A 17,651-nucleotide genomic window follows, 5' to 3' on the forward strand; every position below is an offset into this window, starting at 1 on the left:
GGCCCTCATGGTTTGGGACAGGGCGGCATGTCCGGCCGCAGGCACCCCTCCATCTTGCCCGCTGCCGCTACGCCCCCCAGCCCGATCCAGGCGTCCACCCGGTCGGTCTCGAACCCGCAGTCGCGGCGGTCGCCGACCTGCATCAGCGGGCGGCGGATCAGCAGCGGGCGTTGGACCATCGCGGCCAGCGCCGTGGCCTCGTCCATCGCCTCTGGCACCACCTCGCCGCCCTTCACCGCCGGGGCCGCGCGGTTGAACCAGTCCGCCACCGGCCGGTCGCCGAAGAAGGGACGGAGCGTCTCCGCCGTCCATGGCTCGTTCAGCAGGTCGCGGGCGATCACCCGGTGACCGGCCTGCTCCAGCAGGGCTTTCTGCCGGGCATTGCCGCCGCAGCCGGGCTTTTCGAAGAAAATCACGTCGGCCATCGTCATTTCTCCCGGAACAGGGGCGCGCGGGCCAGCAGCGCGTCGGTTTGCAGACAAATCTCGTCGTAAACTTCGCGGTCCAACTTGCGCAGCCAGCGCGGCGGGATCGACTCGACGCCATAGGTGGCGCCGGCCAGCATGCCGGCGATGGCGCCGGTGGTGTCGGCGTCGCCGCCCTGGTTCACCGTCTCCACCACGCAGGATTCGACCGAATCGGTCTGGAAGTAATAGTGGAAGACGGTCTGCACCGTGTCGACGATGAAGGCGGTCGACAGGCCGCGGTAGGGTTCGAACTTGAACTGGCGGTGTTTGGCGATCAGGGCGTTCGCCTCCTCCCGTGCGGCGACGATGCCGCCGCCCAGAACCAGCCGCCGCACCATCCGGCCCAGCGCGATCACCGCGGAATCGGACAGCTGGTTGCAGTGGGTGATGTGCGACTGTTCCACCGACCAGCGCTCGAACGCCGCGTCGTCGCCCAGCGTCGCCAGCGCCACCGGCAGGTTGCGCATCGCCGCGCCGTTGCCGGCGTGGTATTCCGACTCCGGCTCCTCCAGCGTGCCGTGCATGATGAAGCGGCGGATGCCGCGCCGTGTCGTGTCGCCGACATCGACCGGCACCGACTTCAGCCAGATCGCGAACTCCTCGGCGGCGCGGCGGGCCTCCCACTCCGGACCCGACAGGATGGCGCGGCCGAGATGCAGCGACATCTCGGTGTCGTCGGTCACCTGCCCCGCCGGCAGCTTCAGCCAGCCGCCGCCCTTGATGTGCTTGTGGACGCCATATTGGTGGGCGATCTCGCCCTTGGTCAGGAACTCCACCGTCGCCCCCAGCGCATCGCCGCAGGCGAGGCCGAGATAGGCGCCGAGCGCCCTGGATCGGATTTCAGGGGATCGGATCTCGGGTGTCAGAATCGTCGGATCGGTCATGCCATCGGGCAAAGCGCCCGCCCCTTCCTGGTGCGCCCGGCAAACGGCCACAAGCCGACGCCCGGCGTGAGGTTGTCAGAGAAGCGACACACCCACCCGATAGTCCCCGCCGATCACCAGATATTCTCCTTCGCCCTGGAACGGGTAGCGCGGCAGAATGTCGCGGAAGAAGACCACCTTGGACAGCGGCACCCAGGCATCGAGGATGTAGTCGCCGAACTGGCCGGCGATGTCGCGGTTGATGGAAAAGGAACACAGGTTGTTCAGCCGCAGCACCGCCGTGCGCTTGTCCGGCCGGGCGACGATGTGGTGTTCCTCGAAATCGTTGACGCCGCGGTACAGCCGGATGTGCGAGGCCCAGTTGGGCATCGGCGCGTCGGGCCAGCCGCGGCGGATCGTCCACTGGCAGAACTCGTACAGAAGGTCGAGCTGCAGGTGGATGTTGTTGTTGTGGAAGCGGGTCGACTGCTTCTGCTCGCCATAGGCCGCCCAGGCGTCGGAGGCGAAGCGGTGGATCGGCTCGCCATGGAAGGTCGGCAGCAGGCCGAAACGGCTCTCCACCCAGCCCTTCAGCACCGCCCCTTCCGCGCGGTTGCTGTCGAACATCCAGCCCTTCAGCAGGCGCAGGTAGCTGGCGCGGAAACGGCGCTTGCCGTCCGGCCCCTCCGCCCCGGAGAAGTCGGGATTGACCCCGAACACCTCGGCCATATGGCGCTGGAAGACATCGGAGGCGGTCAGCGCGTCGGAACTTTCGTCCAGCGCCTCGAACAATGCGGCGTGTTCGCTGCGGGTGGCGCCGATGCGCAGGCGCCGCGGCTCGTCATTGTAGGCTTCACTGCACAGCACGGCGGCCGGGACATTGACGAGATTGGTGCGGTGGGCGCGCAACGCCAGCGGAGAATCGGGCGGCGGGTCGGCCTCCACCGTCCGTCCATTCGCATCGCGCATCAGAGCCCCATCCGTCACGCCAAGCCGCTCCGTCCGAATGTCATTACTTCTCATATGGATATTGCATAAGCCGGCGCGTGCCAAGCCTTCCCCGCTGCAACCGGCGGAGGCGTGTCGCCGCATGTCGCAATATTGTCCATTTGAAGCCGAACGGTCCGTACCCATACTCAGTACAGCGACGCTTACGATCCGGCGGCACCCGCATGGCCTTCTGGCCGACCAAGTACGACGACAGCCGGCGCCGGCGCACTCCGCCCGTGCCCGCGCAGACGCCTGTCCGGCCTTCGCCTTCCGCCGACCCCGCGGCACCCGCGACCGGCGCCCCCGACGGCCGCCCGCCGCGCGGCATGGCGGAGGCGCGCACCACCCTGCGGCTCGCCCAGCTCCTGCGCGGGTCGATCACGCCCCTGCGCGGCGATGCCGTGCTGGAGTTGCTGGAGCCGCACCGGCCGCGGCTGGTGCCCAAGCCGATCAACCCGCTGCCGGGACTGGTCGGGCAGCCGCCCGGCCGCCTGATGGAAGCGCTGCTGCGGCCGATCGGGCAGATCATCACGGACGTGCTGCTGCCGGGAGTGCGCGACCATCTGATCGACCGGCTGGTGACCGGCCGCACCGACCATGAGAAAAGCCTGCCGGGCGCCGTCGACCTTGCCGAGGCGATGCGGACGCTGGTCAGCAGGATGCGCGGCGGCGGCAAGGGCCATCTCCAGGCGGTGATCGCCGCCATCGAGGCCGATGCCCGCACCACCGCCGACAGGCTGACCAAGGACACCCGCCCCATCGACGTCGGCGGCATCGACCGGCTGGCCCGCGCCCTGCTGCGCTTCGAGGTGCGGCGAATGGTGCTGGAGGCATTGGGCGGCGGCAGCGCGTTGCAGGACGTCGTCTATCAAGCGCGTCGGCTCGCCCGCTATTCGTTGCGCCGGGCGACGGAGGCGATAGAGGGCTTCGTCGCCGACCGCGGACTGAAGACGCTGCACGCCAGCCTCGCCACCCTGGCCCAGGCCGACGGGCTGATCGTCATCGCGCTGCGCAATCTGGACGACCAGGAAGAGACGAAGGAGGAATCCGGCCCCTTCGTCGAGCCGGCCGACCGCAAGGCGATGAACGACTGGCTGTCGGCGGCATGGCGGCTTTCCGACACTTTGTTCGATCTGATCGGCAAGGCGGCGGCCGGCGGCGAGTTGGACGACCTGCTGTTCGCCGCCCTGCTGCGGCAGCTGCGCAGCCTGCACCACTTCTGCGCCGACCTCAGCCATGCCGGCCGCCCCGCCGCCGTGGACACGCTGAAGCAGCGGCTGGTCGACCGTTGCGACGCGCTGGCCCGCCTGACCGGGGAACGGTTGGTCGAGGCGCTGCTGGCCAAGCCCGCCGATCCGGCGCTCGCCCGCCGCCTGATGGCGCGCGGCCGTCTGCTGGCGCAGCTTCTCTACGACATGGACCGCGACGAGGCGGTGGAGGAGCTGGCGCTGCGCATCGTCGTCGCGGCGGAAGCGTTGGGCGAAGGGCGGTAAGGTTATCCTGAGGGCGCTCCCTCCCCATAAATCCTCCCCGCCATAAAGACCCGACAAAATGTCGGGCTTTGTCGTGTGTGTCGGGACCCCGACAAAGGGGCACGCAGCGCCGCTTCAAGAATTTTACGTTTTAAAACAACGATCTAATGATTTTTTCCGCTCTGGCACGGGTCGTGCAATCCATGAAATCCGAAGCGGCCACGAACCGGCCGCACCGGATCGAAGCACAGTCCAACGACCCAAGCACAGGAGCGACCCACATGGCCAAAGCGCCTCTGCGTCAGATCGCCTTTTACGGCAAGGGCGGTATCGGTAAGTCCACCACCTCTCAGAACACGCTGGCCGCTCTGGTCGAGCTGGATCAGAAGATCCTGATCGTCGGCTGCGACCCGAAGGCCGACTCGACCCGCCTGATCCTGCATGCAAAGGCCCAGGACACCGTCCTGCATCTGGCCGCCGAGGCCGGTTCGGTCGAGGATCTGGAACTCGAGGACGTCCTCAAGATCGGCTACAAGAACATCAAGTGCGTCGAGTCCGGCGGTCCGGAGCCGGGCGTCGGCTGCGCCGGCCGCGGCGTCATCACCTCGATCAACTTCCTGGAAGAGAATGGCGCCTACGACGACGTGGACTATGTGTCCTACGACGTGCTGGGCGACGTGGTCTGCGGCGGCTTCGCCATGCCGATCCGCGAGAACAAGGCCCAGGAAATCTACATCGTCATGTCCGGCGAGATGATGGCGCTGTACGCCGCCAACAACATCGCCAAGGGCATCCTGAAGTACGCCCACAGCGGCGGCGTCCGTCTCGGCGGCCTGATCTGCAACGAGCGTCAGACGGACAAGGAATGGGATCTGGCCGACGCGCTGGCCAAGCGTCTGGGTTCCAAGCTGATCCACTTCGTGCCGCGCGACAACATCGTGCAGCACGCCGAGCTGCGCCGCATGACGGTCATCGAATACGCTCCGGACAGCAAGCAGGCCGGCGAATACCGCGCGCTCGCCAACAAGATCCACGCGAATTCGGGCCAGGGTTGCATCCCGACCCCGATCACGATGGAAGAACTGGAAGAGATGCTGATGGACTTCGGCATCATGAAGACCGAGGAGCAGCAGCTCGCCGAGCTGGCTGCCAAGGAAGCGGCGAAGGCCGGCGCCTGATCCCGGGCGTAGCGACGGTTGCCTACCGGCCCCCCTGCCCCCGCGCAGGGGGGACCGCCTGAACACTGGCCCTTTTCCCCAGCCCCGCACGACGTCGACCCAACGACTGCCCACCGGTTCCGGCCGGGCGACGTCGGCGTGGGAGGGAGGGGCTCGGTCACGCGCTGCAGTGGCGCGGAATATTCAAGCAGGAGGCCGGCTATGAGCCTGTCCGAGAACACCACGGTCGACGTCAAGAACCTCGTCAACGAAGTCCTCGAAGCCTATCCCGAAAAGTCCCGCAAGCGCCGCGCCAAGCACCTGAACGTGCTGGAGGCCGAGGCCAAGGACTGCGGCGTCAAGTCGAACGTCAAGTCCATCCCCGGCGTCATGACGATCCGCGGCTGCGCCTATGCCGGTTCCAAGGGCGTGGTGTGGGGTCCGATCAAGGACATGATCCACATCTCCCACGGGCCCGTGGGCTGCGGCTATTACTCCTGGTCCGGCCGCCGCAACTACTACATCGGCGACACCGGCGTGGACAGCTGGGGCACGATGCACTTCACCTCCGACTTCCAGGAGAAGGACATCGTCTTCGGCGGCGACAAGAAGCTGCACAAGGTCATCGAGGAAATCAACGAGCTGTTCCCGCTGGTGAACGGCATCTCGATCCAGTCGGAATGCCCGATCGGCCTGATCGGCGACGACATCGAGGCGGTCGCCCGCGCCAAGTCGGCGGAAATCGGCAAGCCGGTCATCCCCGTGCGCTGCGAAGGCTTCCGCGGCGTGTCCCAGTCGCTGGGCCACCACATCGCCAACGACGCCATCCGCGACTGGGTGTTCGAGAAGACGGAACCCAAGGCCGGCTTCGTCTCCACCCCCTATGACGTCACCATCATCGGCGACTACAACATCGGCGGCGACGCCTGGTCGTCCCGCATCCTGCTGGAGGAGATCGGCCTGCGCGTGATCGCCCAGTGGTCGGGCGACGGCACCATGGCCGAGCTGGAGAACACGCCGAAGGCCAAGGTCAATCTGATCCACTGCTACCGCTCGATGAACTACATCGCGCGCCACATGGAAGAGAAGTTCAATATTCCGTGGATGGAATACAACTTCTTCGGTCCGAGCCAGATCGCCGAATCCCTGCGCAAGATCGCCGCTCTGTTCGACGACAAGATCAAGGAGAACGCCGAGAAGGTCATCGCCCGCTACCAGCCGATGGTCGATGCGGTCATCGCCAAGTACAAGCCGCGGCTGGACGGCAAGAAGGTCATGATCTATGTCGGCGGCCTGCGTCCCCGCCACGTCGTCGATGCCTATCACGACCTGGGCATGGAGATCATCGGCACCGGTTACGAGTTCGCCCACAACGACGACTATCAGCGCACGCCCCACTACGTGAAGGAAGGCACGCTGATCTACGACGACGTCACCGCGTTCGAACTGGAGAAGTTCGTCGAGGCGATGCGTCCCGACCTCGTCGCGTCGGGCATCAAGGAAAAGTACGTGTTCCAGAAGATGGGCCTGCCGTTCCGCCAGATGCACAGCTGGGATTATTCCGGCCCGTACCACGGCTATGACGGGTTCGCGATCTTCGCCCGCGACATGGACCTGGCCATCAACAACCCCGTCTGGGGCGTGATGAAGGCCCCGTTCTGACCATCGGCCTCTGGAACAGGAGAATTTGAGAATGACCGACAAGCTTTCGCAGAGCGCCGACAAGGTCCTCGACCACTACACCCTCTTCCGGCAGCCCGAATACGCGGCGATGTTCGAGAAGAAGAAGACAGAGTTCGAGTACGGCCATTCGGACGAGGAAGTCGCCCGCGTCTCCGAATGGACCAAGTCCGAGGAATACAAGGCGAAGAACTTCGCCCGTGAAGCGGTCGTCATCAACCCGACCAAGGCCTGCCAGCCGATCGGTGCGATGTTCGCCGCCCAGGGCTTCGAAGGCACCCTGCCCTTCGTCCACGGCTCCCAGGGCTGCGTCGCCTATTACCGCACCCATCTGACCCGCCACTTCAAGGAGCCGAACAGCGCGGTCTCCTCGTCGATGACGGAAGACGCGGCGGTGTTCGGCGGCCTGAACAACATGATCGACGGCCTGGCGAACGCCTATTCGCTCTACAAGCCGAAGATGATCGCGGTGATGACCACCTGCATGGCCGAAGTCATCGGCGACGACCTCCAGGGCTTCATCGCCAATGCCAAGAACAAGGAAAGCGTTCCGGCGGATTTCCCGGTCCCCTACGCCCACACCCCGGCCTTCGTCGGCAGCCACATCGTCGGCTACGACAACATGATCAAGGGGATCCTGAGCAACTTCTGGGGCACGTCGGAGAATTTCGACACGCCCAAGACCGAGCAGATCAACCTGATCCCGGGCTTCGATGGCTTCGCCGTCGGCAACAACCGCGAACTGAAGCGCATCGCCGGCGAATTCGGCCTGAAGCTGCAGATCCTGTCCGACGTGTCCGACAATTTCGACACGCCGATGGATGGCGAGTACCGCATGTATGACGGCGGCACCACCATCGAGGAGACCAAGGAGGCCCTGCACGCCAAGGCCACCATCTCCATGCAGGAGTACAACACGACCCAGACCCTGCAGTTCTGCAAGGAGAAGGGCCAGGAAGTCGCCAAGTTCAACTACCCGATGGGCGTCACCGCCACCGACGAACTGCTGCTGAAGCTGGCGGAACTGTCGGGCAAGCCGGTGCCGGCCAGCCTGAAGCTGGAGCGCGGCCGTCTGGTCGACGCCATCGCCGACAGCCACACCCACATGCACGGCAAGCGCTTCGCCGTCTACGGCGACCCGGACTTCTGCTTGGGCATGACCAAGTTCCTGCTGGAACTGGGTGCGGAGCCTGTCCACATCCTGTCGACCTCCGGCTCCAAGAAGTGGGAGAAGCAGGTCCAGAAGGTGCTGGACGGCTCGCCCTTCGGCAAGTCCGGTGTGGCCTACGGCGGCAAGGACCTGTGGCACCTGCGCTCGCTGATCTTCACCGACAAGGTGGACTACATCATCGGCAACAGCTACGGCAAGTATCTGGAGCGCGACACCAAGGTTCCGCTGATCCGCCTGACCTACCCGATCTTCGACCGCCACCACCACCACCGCTATCCGACCTGGGGCTACCAGGGCGCGCTGAACGTGCTGGTGCGGATCCTGGACCGGATCTTCGAAGACATCGACGCCAACACCAACATTGTCGGGCAGACCGATTACTCGTTCGACCTGATCCGCTGATCGGTGCGCCGGCCGGCAGGCCGGCGGCGATCCAGGCATCGGTTCAAGGCATCGGTTCCAGCCTACCCGACGGGCCGGGGTTTCCATCCCCCCGGCCCGGCGGCAACCTCCCCACCCCGGAGAGCGCCGGCGACGGCACGCTCCGGGTATTTTCGTTTGCGCGAATGCCGGGGATCACATCGGATCGATAAAGACAGGGCGGACCGGTGTCGGTTCTTTTGCTTAAGTCAGAGAACTATTGGAAAGCGCTCGGGCCTCAATCCCATAGATTAAAAATGGCTATGGTAATATCGTTGATAGAATGTTTAGACGCGAATTGCAAAATGCGAATTTTTTCCGAAAATGCATCGACCCGTTGTTTTATTCTGAACTACACACCCATCGCCTTAGGATTGCCACTTATTGACTAACGTCATCTCTTGCGCTCTGATAATGCATAATCAGCAAATATTCAGGCATATCGCAAGGCGGGAGGACGGAGATGTTCGGGTTCATTCAGTCGATCTATGGGAAGGGCGCTGAAGGCCAATCCGTGCTGTCCGCGCTGGACCGCTCCCTGGCGATGATCGAATTTTCTCTGGACGGGACGATCCTGACCGCCAACGCGAATTTTCTGGCGGTGATGGGCTATTCGTTGCCGGAAATCGTTGGACAGCATCACAGGATGTTCATCGACCCGTCCGAACATGCCAGTCCGGCCTATCGGGAATTCTGGGATGGCCTGAAGCGCGGCGAATTCCAGCGGGCACTGTACCGGCGCATCGCCAGGAACGGTCGCGAGGTCTGGATCGAGGCCACATACAATCCCATCCTCGACGCCGCCGGCCGTCCGTGCAAAGTCGTCAAGATCGCCACCGACGTCACGGAAAGACAGGCCATCAACGCCGACATGCGGGGCAAGGTCGATGCGATTTCGCGCTCGCAGGCCGTGATCGAATTCAATCCGGACGGCACCGTCATCACCGCCAACGAGAATTTCCTCAAGGTGCTCGGCTACAGTCTGGACGAGATTCGCGGACGCCATCACAGCATGTTCGTCGATCCGCAGGAGCGCAAGGGGTCGGCCTATCGCGATTTCTGGCACCGGCTGAACAAGGGCCAGTTCGAAGCCGCCCAATACCGGCGCATCGGCAAGGGCGGTCGCGTCGTCTGGATCCAGGCCTCCTACAACCCGGTTTTCGATGGTGCCGGCCGCCTGTGCAAGGTCGTGAAGTTCGCGACCGACATCACAGAGCAGATCAACTTGCTGGACCGCCTGAAGTCCCTGATCGACACCAACTTCACCGAGATCGAACAGGCGATGAGCGGGGCCCACCAGCAGGCCGACACCGCCGCCGCCGCATCGTCGGAGACCAGAGGAACGGTGCAGACCATCGCGGCCGGGGCGGAGGAACTGGCCGCCGCCGCCCGTGAGATCGCCGACAGCATGTCGCGCTCGCAGCAGGCGGCGGATGCCGCCGTGAGCGAGGCCGACAACGCCGACCGCGCGGCGACCCGTTTGTCGGAGGTGGCGAAGGCGATGGGTGGCATCGTCGAACTGATCCGCTCCATCGCCGGACAGATCAACATGCTGGCGCTGAACGCGACCATCGAGGCGGCGCGGGCGGGTGAAGCCGGCAGGGGATTCGCCGTGGTTGCCAACGAGGTCAAGAATCTGGCGAACCAGTCGGCGAACGCGACCGCCCAGATTTCCCACGAAATCGAGGGAATGCGATCCGTTTCCAGCGATGTCGTATCCTCCCTGTCGGCGATTCGCACGGCCATGACCAATCTGCGCGAATTCGTCGTCATGTCCGCCGGCGCGGTCGAGGAACAGACCACCGTCACCGCCAGCATCTCCGCCAACATGCAGGGAGCATCGACCTCGGTGGCCGTGGTGGACCGGAACATCACCGCGATCTCCACCGCCTTCGCGCAGGTCGGAACCGCCATCGCCTCGACCAAGGAAGCGGCGCAAGTGCTCGCCCGCTGACCGGGTCCGGCGGAGTTCGGCCAACCCGCCTCAACTGCCCCGAATGGCAAAGCCGACCACCCGCTCCAGCGCAAGGCCGGCAGCCGCCCGCCAGTTCTCTCCCCCCAGCTCGACCGAGACCGGCGGCAGACCGACCGACGGGGCGGCCATGCCGTCGCGGACTGGACGAGCGCGCAGAAGCAAGCGGGGATGGGCGGTGCCGCTCCAATCCTGACGACCTTCCAGGACCAGCAGCAGGATCGGGCCATCGACTACGGGCGGCGTCTCCTCCGCCTCCCCGTCGTCAGGCGCCACGGCACGCAGGCCGAGACGCACCACCGCCTTGCCATGGCCGGCGGCCTTGCCTGCGACGAGATCGGCGGCGGCTGCGCACAATGTCTCGGCCTCCGGCGGGATCGGGCGCTGGTCGGGGTCGAGGAAACGGCAGGCGATGCCGATCTCATGCCCCGGCTCCGTCGCCAATTGGATCACCGATGCATTCTGCGCGGCCAGGGTCGGCAATGCCGTGAGCGCCAGCAGCATTCCGCTCATCATCCCTCGGCCGCCGCGCCGCTCGAACCGTACCATCATGACATTCCATTCCCGCGAACCGTCCTGATACGGCCGTCCCCATCGCGTCCCTGCGCGTACCGCCCGCCGAGTGCTGTGCGACACCCGACAAGCCGTGGCCGGCAATGGGCGATTGTCAGCTATCGGACAGCGATGGGAAAGATGACAATGCATATTTATCAATAGCTTATCCACTGGCACGCCCCCTGCATCACACCGATGCAGAGCCATTTCCGGCGCCAGGATGGGAGAGCGGGCATGCTCCAGGACAAGATCCAGGACGTCTTCAACGAACCGGGCTGCGCGACCAACCAGGCCAAGTCGGCCAAGGAGAAGAAGAAGGGCTGCACCAAGTCGCTGAAGCCGGGGGCCGCGGCCGGCGGCTGCGCCTATGACGGTGCGATGATCGTGCTGCAGCCGATCGCCGACGCCGCCCATCTGGTCCATGGTCCCATCGCCTGCCTCGGCAACTCGTGGGACAATCGCGGCTCGCAATCCTCCGGTCCGCAGCTCTACCGCACCGGCTTCACCACCGATCTGTCGGAACTGGACGTCATCGGCGGCGGCGAGAAGAAGCTGTACCGCGCCATCAAGGAGATCGTTCAGCAATACGACCCGCCGGCCGTCTTCGTCTATCAGACCTGCGTGCCCGCCATGACCGGCGACGACATCGCCGCCGTCTGCAAGTTCGCGACGCAGAAGTTGGGCAAGCCGGTGATCCCGGTGGAGGCGCCGGGCTTCGTCGGATCGAAGAATCTCGGCAACAAGCTGGCCGGCGAAGCCCTGCTGGAGCATGTCATCGGCACGGTCGAACCCGAGTACACCACCCCGACCGACATCTGCATCATCGGTGAATACAACCTCGCCGGCGAGTTGTGGCTGGTCAAGCCGCTGCTGGACGAGATCGGCATCCGCCTCCTGTCCTGCATCTCCGGCGACGGCCGCTACAATGAGGTCGCCCAGGCCCACCGCGCCCGCGTCACCATGATGGTGTGCAGCCAGGCGCTGGTGAATGTCGGCCGCAAGATGCAGGAACGCTACGGCATCCCCTATTTCGAGGGCTCCTTCTACGGCGTCTCCGACATGTCGGACACACTGCGCACCATGGCCCGCATGCTGGTGGAGCGCGGCGCCGACAAGGCGCTGATCGACCGGGCGGAAGGCGTCATCGCGCGGGAGGAAAGCAGGGTCTGGCGCCGTCTGGAACCCTACAAGCCGCGCTTCGACGGCAAGCGCGTCCTTCTCTTCACCGGCGGGGTCAAGAGCTGGTCGATGGTCAGCGCGCTGGAAGGCGCCGGGCTGACCATCCTCGGCACCTCCACCAAGAAATCGACCAAGGAGGACAAGGAGCGCATCAAGAAGATGAAGGGCGAGGAGTTCCACCAGTGGGACGACCTGAAGCCGCGCGACATCTACAAGATGCTGGCCGACAACCAAGCCGACATCATGATGTCCGGCGGCCGGTCGCAGTTCATCTCCCTGAAGGCCAAGGTTCCCTGGCTCGACATCAACCAGGAGCGCCACCACGCCTATGCCGGCTATGACGGCATCGTCAATCTGTGCGAGGAGATCGACAAGACGCTGTCGAATCCGATCTGGGGCCAAGTCCGCCAGCCGGCGCCGTGGGAAAGCGGCCCGTCCTCCACCCTGATGGCTGCGGAGTGAGGCCGATGTCCCACATCCAGCGTTTCCCCTCCGCCGCCAAGGCCGCCTTGACCAACCCGCTGAAGATGAGCCAGCCGCTGGGCGCGGCGCTCGCCTATCTCGGCGTCGACCGCTGCCTGCCGCTGTTCCATGGGTCGCAGGGCTGCACCGCCTTCGGGCTGGTCCTGCTGGTGCGCCATTTCCGCGAGGCGATCCCGCTGCAGACCACGGCGATGGATCAGGTCTCCACCATCCTGGGCGGCTACGACAATCTGGAACAGGCGATCCGCACCATCGTGGAGCGCAACAAGCCCGCCATGATCGGCGTCGCCACCACCGGCGTCACCGAGACCAAGGGCGAGGACATGGGTGGCCAGTACACGCTGTTCCGCCAGCGCAACCCCGACATGGCCGGCACCGCCCTGGTCTTCGCCAATACCCCCGACTTCGCCGGCGGTTTCGAGGACGGCTTCGCCGCCGCAGTGACCGCAATGGTGGAACGGCTGGTCGAACCGTCACCGGTGCGCATCCCGACCCAGGTCAATGTGCTGGCCGGCAGTCACCTGTCACCCGGCGATGTCGAGGAACTGCGCGACATCATCGAGGGCTTCGGCCTGTCGCCGATCATGCTGCCCGACCTGTCGCTGTCGATGTCCGGCCGCCAGCCGACCGACTTCACCGCCACCTCGCTGGGCGGCGTGACGGTGGAGCAGATCCGCGCCATGGGCGCCTCGGCCGCGACCATCGTGGTCGGCGAGCATATGCGGGTCGCCGGCAACGCGCTGGAATTGAAGACCGACGTTCCCAGCCATTTCTTCAGCCGCCTGACCGGGCTGGAGGCGACGGACAAACTGGTCCGCCTTCTGATGGAGCTGTCGGGCAAGCCGGCGCCGGCCCGGCTGCGGCGCCAGCGCGAAGCCCTGGTCGACGCCATGCTGGACGGGCATTTCTTCTACAGCCGCAAGCGCATCGCCGTGGCGCTGGAACCCGACCTGCTCTACGCCGTCACCGGCTTCCTGACCGACATGGGGGCCGAGGTGGTCGCCGCGGTGTCGCCGACGCAAAGCCCGGTTCTGGAGCGGCTGAAGGCCGCCACCATCATGGTCGGCGACCATTCCGACGTGGAGACGCTGGCCCGCGACGCCGACCTGATCGTCTCCAACTCGCATGGGAGGCAGGGGGCGGCACGGATCGGTGTGCCGCTGCACCGCATGGGCCTGCCGATGTTCGACCGTCTGGGGGCGGGACTGCGCGTCCAGGTCGGCTACCGCGGCACGCGCGAACTGCTGTGCGACATCGGCAACCTGTTCCTCGCCCGCGAGATGGACCACGAGGATCACGACGAAGCGGGAGAATCGCACGGCTGCGGAGGCGGATCATGCGGATGCAACGCCGTCTGAGCGTGGTGCAGGACCCACGCCCGACACACGATGCGACACGAGGAGGATCGATGAAGGTCGCTTTCTGCACCCAGGACATGCAGCACGTCGATGCGCATTTCGGTTGGGCCAAGAACATCGCCGTCTATCAGGTCGACCGCCAGGGCCATGCCTTTCTGGAGACCTTCCAGTTCGGCGGCTCGATGTTCGAGGACGGCAACGAGGACAAGCTGGTGCCCAAGCTGGAGGCGCTGGCCGACGTCGCCATCGTCTATCTGTCGGCCATCGGCGCCTCGGCCGCCGCCCGCGTGGTGGCGAAGAAGATCCATCCGGTGAAGGTCGAGGTAACCGAAACCATCCCGGCCCTGCTCGACAAGCTGGTCCAGACGCTGAACGGCAATCCGCCGCCCTGGCTGCGCAAGGCCATGGGCGAGACGCCGCAATTCCATTTCGACGAGGAGGAGGTCTGAGTATGGCTGCAGAGAGCGCTGATGTGGCTGAAGTGTCCGTCGCCGACCAGTTCGTGAAGACGCTGGTCCTGCTGTTCCGTGCCGAGGACAGCTATGGCGCCTGGGAAGGCAAGCCGGACGAGGCTCTGCTCGCCCCCTTCATCCTGGACAAGGAGGCCCGCGCCGCCATCCCGATCATCGGCGATCCCGACCCCGACACGCTGTGGCGGCTGGAGCTGTTCTACAAGGCGGTCGGCGTCACGGTCGAAAAGCAGACCGGCATGATGGCCTCGCCGATGATGAAGATGAGCCACGAGGGCTTCGGCCGCATGATCCTGACCACCGGCCGGCTGGTGGTGGTGTCGAAGACTCTGCGCGACGTCCACCGCTTCGGCTTCCCCAGCCTGGAGAAGCTGGCCGCCGACGGCGCCAAGCTGGTCGAGGATGCGGTGGCGCTGATCCGGGAATACCCCGAGGTCGCGAACCTCTGAGCCGGATCTTCGAGCCGGATCCTTGAGCCCTTGGAGCACGACCATGAGCGACATCGACGCCCTGAAGGACGAAATCAAGAAGCTGAACGCCCGCGCCACCCAGAAGAAGATGGATCTGCACGATTTGTCGGAAGAGCTTCCGCAGAATTGGCAGACCATCCTGACGGTGGCGCAGGAAACCTATGACGCCTTCAAGATCCTGACCGAGAAGCGGGCGGCGCTGAAGGCGCTGGAGACGGCATAACCCCTCCATTTTTTCAAGAATGGCTTAGGCGCACCCTTTCCCGAGAGGAGCATTCCCATGGCTGAGTTCCTGACCGGCACCACCCGCGGTGGTCAGAGCTGGACCCCGAAATTCGTCCAATCCATCGACCGGAAGCAGTGCATCGGCTGCGGCCGCTGCTTCAAGGTGTGCGGGCGCGGCGTGCTCGACATGATCGGCCTGACCGAGGACGGCGACATCGTCGACGCCTTCGACGACGAGGCCGAGAAGAAGATCATGACGGTCAAGGAAGCGGCCAACTGCATCGGCTGCGAAAGCTGCTCCAAGGTGTGCTCGAAGAGCTGCATCACCCATGCGCCGGTTGCGGCTTGAGTTGTAGGAGTTAGACCCCCACCCTGACCCTTCCCCGCTGGGCGGGGGAGGGAATTGGACCTTTGTCGGTGTTCGGCGGCAGTTTCCTCCCCCGCCCAGCGGGGGAGGATTAAGGTGGGGGTTTAACGCCGACCTACGAGAGACCACCCCCCTCAGTACGCATACTCCTTGAACACCGGATCGACGCTACCGCCCCAGGGGCCGTTGAACTTCTCCAGAAGTTCATCGGCGGGGCTGCGGCCGGTCTCCGCGATGACCTGCAGCGTGTCGAGGAAGTGGGTCTCGTCGTCGCCCCAATTGTCGTTGCGGGCGCGGCGGGCCAGACCGTCGCGGGCGATCGCCAGCATCTCCAGCGCCACATCGCGGACGTTGCCGCTGCGGAAGCTGGTGCGCAGGCCCGAGCGCGGCACATCGGAACGCAGATGCCCGCGTTCGGCCGTCGTCCAGTCCTTCACCAGATCCCACGCCGCATCCAGCGCCACCTGATCGTAGAGCAGCCCGACCCACAGGGCCGGCAGGGCGCACAGACTGCGCCACGGGCCGCCATCGGCGCCGCGCATCTCCAGATACTTCTTCAGACGCGCTTCCGGGAAGGCCGTGGTGGTGTGATCGGCCCAGTCGGTGATCAGCGGCAGCTCGCCCGGCAGCGCCGGCAGCCTGCCCTCCAGGAAGTCACGGAAGGACTGGCCGGCCGCGTCGATGTAAGCGCCGTCGCGGTAGACGAAGTACATCGGCGTGTCGAGCAGATAGTCGACATAGCGTTCAAAGCCGAAGCCGTCCTCGAACACGAAGGGGATGTCGCCGGTGCGGTCCGGATCGGTGTCGGTCCAGATATGGCTGCGGAAGCTCTGGAAGCCGTTCGGCTTGCCTTCCGTGAAGGGAGACATGGCGAACAGGGCCGTCGCGATCGGCTGGAGGGCCAGCGACACCCGGAACTTCTTCACCATGTCGGCTTCGGACGCGAAATCCAGGTTCACCTGAACGGTGCAGGTCCGCGTCATCATGTCGAGGCCGAGCGAGCCGACCTTCGGCATGTAGTCGCGCATGATCTTGTAGCGGCCCTTCGGCATCCAGGGGATGTCGTCGCGCTTCCATTTCGGCTGGAAGCCCAGCCCCATCATGGCGATGCCCAGTTCGGCCCCGACCTCCTTCACCTGGCGCAGGTGGCGGTGCACCTCGGCACAGGTCTGGTGCAGGGTCTCCAGCGGGGCGCCGGACAGTTCGACCTGCCCGCCGGGCTCCAGCGTGATGTTGGCCATGTCCTGGACCAACGCGATGATGTTGCCCTTCTCCTCCACCGGCTGCCAGCCGAAGCGGGTCATGCGGGTCAGCAGCTCGCGGATGCCGTCCGGCCCGTCATAGGGCAGCGGCCGCAGGTCGGAGGTGCGGTAGGCGAATTTCTCGTGCTCGGTTCCGATGCGCCAGTCCGGCGCCGGCTTGCAGCCGGATTCGAGATAGGCCGCAAGCTGGCGGCGGTCGGTGATGGGTTCGCCGCGCGTGGTCGGGGGTGCGGACATGAAGTCTCTCGCGGGAAGTGGACGGAGGATCGGCCGGGTGACGGCCGGTTACGGGATCGGCGCGCGGAAAGGCGGACGCCGGTCGCTTCCCCCGGCAGTCCAATCCCCGGTCAAGGACTGCCAGCAAGCCAGCGCCGCCACCACCGCCGTGTCGGCCCGCAGAATGCGCGGACCCAATCCCACCGGAACAACAAAGGGAAGTTTGGCGAGTTCGTCAAGTTCCGACTGGTCGAAGCCGCCCTCCGGCCCGATGAGCAGGGCTGCAGGGCCCGCAGGGGCATCGCGCAGCACCTCGGCGATTGGGCGGGCGGAACCGGCCTCGGCACACAGGTAAAGCCGGCGGTCGGCCGGCCAGCCGGCCAGCGCGCGGTCCAACGGCAACGCCTCGCCCATCTCCGGCACGCTCAGGCGCTCGCACTGCTCGGCCGCCTCGACCGCGTTGGCGCGCAACCGGTCGAGGTTGACGCGGTTGGGGTCGGTGCGGCGGGTGAAGACCGGCCACAGCCGCGAAACGCCCATCTCGGTCGCCTTCTCGGCGACGAAATCGATGCGGCCCTTCTTCAGCGGGGCGAAGAGAAGCCAGAGGTCGGGAGTCGTGTCCTGCTCCCGCCGCTGCTCGGCCACGGTCAGCGAACACCAGCCCTTGCCGAAACCGTCGATCACCGCCCGCCATTCGCCATCGCGGCCGTTGAAGACGGCAACCGGGTCGCCGCGGTCCAGCCGCAGGACATGGCGCAGGAAATGGGCGCGCTCATGATCCAGCCCGACCGACTGGCCTTCGGCCAGCGGGCTGTCCACAAACAGGCGGGTCTTGATCGGGTCGGCCATGATTTTCGTCTCCGCGGGGCGGCGC

17 protein-coding genes are annotated in these 17,651 nt (G+C 65.5%); 11 read left to right on the forward strand and 6 right to left on the reverse strand.

What is annotated here, in order from left to right; all coding sequences use genetic code 11:
• Nucleotides 1-5: 5 nt before the first annotated feature.
• The 3 genes from FZ938_RS04470 to FZ938_RS04480 all read right to left on the reverse strand — a co-directional run bounded on the left by FZ938_RS04470 (nt 6) and on the right by FZ938_RS04480 (nt 2,299).
• Complete coding sequence (locus FZ938_RS04470; protein WP_149197410.1) at nt 6-425, reverse strand: ArsC/Spx/MgsR family protein; 420 nt, start codon at nt 423-425, stop codon at nt 6-8.
• Nucleotides 426-427: 2 nt separating this feature from the next.
• Entirely contained in the window at nt 428-1,321 is an 894-nt protein-coding gene (gene draG, locus FZ938_RS04475) for an ADP-ribosyl-[dinitrogen reductase] hydrolase (protein ID WP_425492021.1), read from the reverse strand.
• A gap of 105 nt (nt 1,322-1,426) precedes the next feature.
• The gene (locus FZ938_RS04480; RefSeq protein ID WP_246457515.1) at nt 1,427-2,299 is read right to left on the reverse strand and encodes an NAD(+)--dinitrogen-reductase ADP-D-ribosyltransferase; all 873 of its coding nucleotides are present in this window, start codon (nt 2,297-2,299) and stop codon (nt 1,427-1,429) included.
• A gap of 203 nt (nt 2,300-2,502) precedes the next feature.
• Between FZ938_RS04480 and FZ938_RS04485 the strand changes: the two genes are divergently transcribed.
• The 5 genes from FZ938_RS04485 to FZ938_RS04505 all read left to right on the forward strand — a co-directional run bounded on the left by FZ938_RS04485 (nt 2,503) and on the right by FZ938_RS04505 (nt 10,174).
• Nucleotides 2,503-3,813, forward strand: coding sequence for a hypothetical protein (locus tag FZ938_RS04485; protein WP_149197413.1), 1,311 nt, complete (start codon nt 2,503-2,505; stop codon nt 3,811-3,813).
• A 260-nt stretch (nt 3,814-4,073) separates the two neighbouring features.
• On the forward strand, nt 4,074-4,970 hold the full coding sequence (gene nifH / locus FZ938_RS04490) for a nitrogenase iron protein (protein WP_098740339.1): 897 nt from the start codon (nt 4,074-4,076) through the stop codon (nt 4,968-4,970).
• A 201-nt stretch (nt 4,971-5,171) separates the two neighbouring features.
• Complete coding sequence (gene nifD / locus FZ938_RS04495; RefSeq protein ID WP_149197414.1) at nt 5,172-6,611, forward strand: nitrogenase molybdenum-iron protein alpha chain; 1,440 nt, start codon at nt 5,172-5,174, stop codon at nt 6,609-6,611.
• A 31-nt stretch (nt 6,612-6,642) separates the two neighbouring features.
• Entirely contained in the window at nt 6,643-8,202 is a 1,560-nt protein-coding gene (nifK, locus tag FZ938_RS04500; protein ID WP_149197415.1) for a nitrogenase molybdenum-iron protein subunit beta, read from the forward strand.
• Nucleotides 8,203-8,683: 481 nt separating this feature from the next.
• On the forward strand, nt 8,684-10,174 hold the full coding sequence (locus tag FZ938_RS04505) for a methyl-accepting chemotaxis protein (protein ID WP_149197416.1): 1,491 nt from the start codon (nt 8,684-8,686) through the stop codon (nt 10,172-10,174).
• Between the two features lie 30 nt (nt 10,175-10,204).
• On the opposite strand, the gene FZ938_RS04510 is transcribed toward FZ938_RS04505, so the two are convergent.
• Nucleotides 10,205-10,744, reverse strand: coding sequence for a hypothetical protein (locus FZ938_RS04510; RefSeq protein ID WP_149197417.1), 540 nt, complete (start codon nt 10,742-10,744; stop codon nt 10,205-10,207).
• Between the two features lie 237 nt (nt 10,745-10,981).
• On the opposite strand from FZ938_RS04510, the gene nifE reads away from it, so the two are divergent.
• Genes nifE through fdxB form a run of 6 tightly spaced genes read left to right on the forward strand, consistent with a single transcriptional unit; the run spans nt 10,982 to nt 15,281 of the window.
• Entirely contained in the window at nt 10,982-12,388 is a 1,407-nt protein-coding gene (nifE, locus tag FZ938_RS04515; RefSeq protein WP_149197418.1) for a nitrogenase iron-molybdenum cofactor biosynthesis protein NifE, read from the forward strand.
• Between the two features lie 5 nt (nt 12,389-12,393).
• The gene (nifN, locus tag FZ938_RS04520) at nt 12,394-13,767 is read left to right on the forward strand and encodes a nitrogenase iron-molybdenum cofactor biosynthesis protein NifN (protein WP_149197419.1); all 1,374 of its coding nucleotides are present in this window, start codon (nt 12,394-12,396) and stop codon (nt 13,765-13,767) included.
• 50 nt (nt 13,768-13,817) lie between these two features.
• Nucleotides 13,818-14,216 (forward strand): nitrogen fixation protein NifX, encoded by a 399-nt coding sequence (gene nifX / locus FZ938_RS04525; protein WP_149197420.1) that lies wholly within the window; start codon nt 13,818-13,820, stop codon nt 14,214-14,216.
• A 2-nt stretch (nt 14,217-14,218) separates the two neighbouring features.
• Entirely contained in the window at nt 14,219-14,686 is a 468-nt protein-coding gene (locus FZ938_RS04530; RefSeq protein ID WP_149197421.1) for a NifX-associated nitrogen fixation protein, read from the forward strand.
• A gap of 43 nt (nt 14,687-14,729) precedes the next feature.
• On the forward strand, nt 14,730-14,930 hold the full coding sequence (locus FZ938_RS04535; RefSeq protein ID WP_149197422.1) for a CCE_0567 family metalloprotein: 201 nt from the start codon (nt 14,730-14,732) through the stop codon (nt 14,928-14,930).
• 57 nt (nt 14,931-14,987) lie between these two features.
• Complete coding sequence (gene fdxB / locus FZ938_RS04540) at nt 14,988-15,281, forward strand: ferredoxin III, nif-specific (RefSeq protein WP_109050545.1); 294 nt, start codon at nt 14,988-14,990, stop codon at nt 15,279-15,281.
• Between the two features lie 152 nt (nt 15,282-15,433).
• Here the strand turns inward: fdxB and FZ938_RS04545 are convergent, their stop codons facing one another.
• Both FZ938_RS04545 and FZ938_RS04550 read right to left on the reverse strand, forming a co-directional pair.
• Nucleotides 15,434-16,798: a glutamate--cysteine ligase gene (locus tag FZ938_RS04545; protein WP_149197423.1), complete on the reverse strand. Its 1,365-nt coding sequence runs from the start codon at nt 16,796-16,798 to the stop codon at nt 15,434-15,436.
• A gap of 48 nt (nt 16,799-16,846) precedes the next feature.
• Nucleotides 16,847-17,626 carry a 16S rRNA (uracil(1498)-N(3))-methyltransferase gene (locus tag FZ938_RS04550; protein ID WP_149197424.1) on the reverse strand — a complete coding sequence of 260 codons (780 nt, stop codon included), beginning with the start codon at nt 17,624-17,626 and terminating at the stop codon, nt 16,847-16,849.
• Between the last annotated feature and the right edge of the window lie 25 nt (nt 17,627-17,651).

It is taken from the genome of Azospirillum oryzae, assembly GCF_008364795.1.
In the GTDB taxonomy this organism is placed as follows: Bacteria; Pseudomonadota; Alphaproteobacteria; order Azospirillales; family Azospirillaceae; genus Azospirillum; species Azospirillum oryzae.

What these genes read in the sequence shown, in the direction of transcription:
- FZ938_RS04480 (WP_246457515.1), bottom strand. Translation starts at nt 2,299, where the DNA reads ATGCGCGATGCGAATGGACGGACGGTGGAGGCCGACCCGCCGCCCGAT.
- nifH (WP_098740339.1), top strand. Translation starts at nt 4,074, where the DNA reads ATGGCCAAAGCGCCTCTGCGTCAGATCGCCTTTTACGGCAAGGGCGGT.
- nifE (WP_149197418.1), top strand. Translation starts at nt 10,982, where the DNA reads ATGCTCCAGGACAAGATCCAGGACGTCTTCAACGAACCGGGCTGCGCG.
- FZ938_RS04535 (WP_149197422.1), top strand. Translation starts at nt 14,730, where the DNA reads ATGAGCGACATCGACGCCCTGAAGGACGAAATCAAGAAGCTGAACGCC.
- nifK (WP_149197415.1), top strand. Translation starts at nt 6,643, where the DNA reads ATGACCGACAAGCTTTCGCAGAGCGCCGACAAGGTCCTCGACCACTAC.
- FZ938_RS04545 (WP_149197423.1), bottom strand. Translation starts at nt 16,798, where the DNA reads ATGTCCGCACCCCCGACCACGCGCGGCGAACCCATCACCGACCGCCGC.
- FZ938_RS04485 (WP_149197413.1), top strand. Translation starts at nt 2,503, where the DNA reads ATGGCCTTCTGGCCGACCAAGTACGACGACAGCCGGCGCCGGCGCACT.
- fdxB (WP_109050545.1), top strand. Translation starts at nt 14,988, where the DNA reads ATGGCTGAGTTCCTGACCGGCACCACCCGCGGTGGTCAGAGCTGGACC.
- FZ938_RS04550 (WP_149197424.1), bottom strand. Translation starts at nt 17,626, where the DNA reads ATGGCCGACCCGATCAAGACCCGCCTGTTTGTGGACAGCCCGCTGGCC.
- FZ938_RS04505 (WP_149197416.1), top strand. Translation starts at nt 8,684, where the DNA reads ATGTTCGGGTTCATTCAGTCGATCTATGGGAAGGGCGCTGAAGGCCAA.
- nifD (WP_149197414.1), top strand. Translation starts at nt 5,172, where the DNA reads ATGAGCCTGTCCGAGAACACCACGGTCGACGTCAAGAACCTCGTCAAC.
- nifN (WP_149197419.1), top strand. Translation starts at nt 12,394, where the DNA reads ATGTCCCACATCCAGCGTTTCCCCTCCGCCGCCAAGGCCGCCTTGACC.
- nifX (WP_149197420.1), top strand. Translation starts at nt 13,818, where the DNA reads ATGAAGGTCGCTTTCTGCACCCAGGACATGCAGCACGTCGATGCGCAT.
- FZ938_RS04530 (WP_149197421.1), top strand. Translation starts at nt 14,219, where the DNA reads ATGGCTGCAGAGAGCGCTGATGTGGCTGAAGTGTCCGTCGCCGACCAG.
- FZ938_RS04510 (WP_149197417.1), bottom strand. Translation starts at nt 10,744, where the DNA reads ATGATGGTACGGTTCGAGCGGCGCGGCGGCCGAGGGATGATGAGCGGA.
- FZ938_RS04470 (WP_149197410.1), bottom strand. Translation starts at nt 425, where the DNA reads ATGGCCGACGTGATTTTCTTCGAAAAGCCCGGCTGCGGCGGCAATGCC.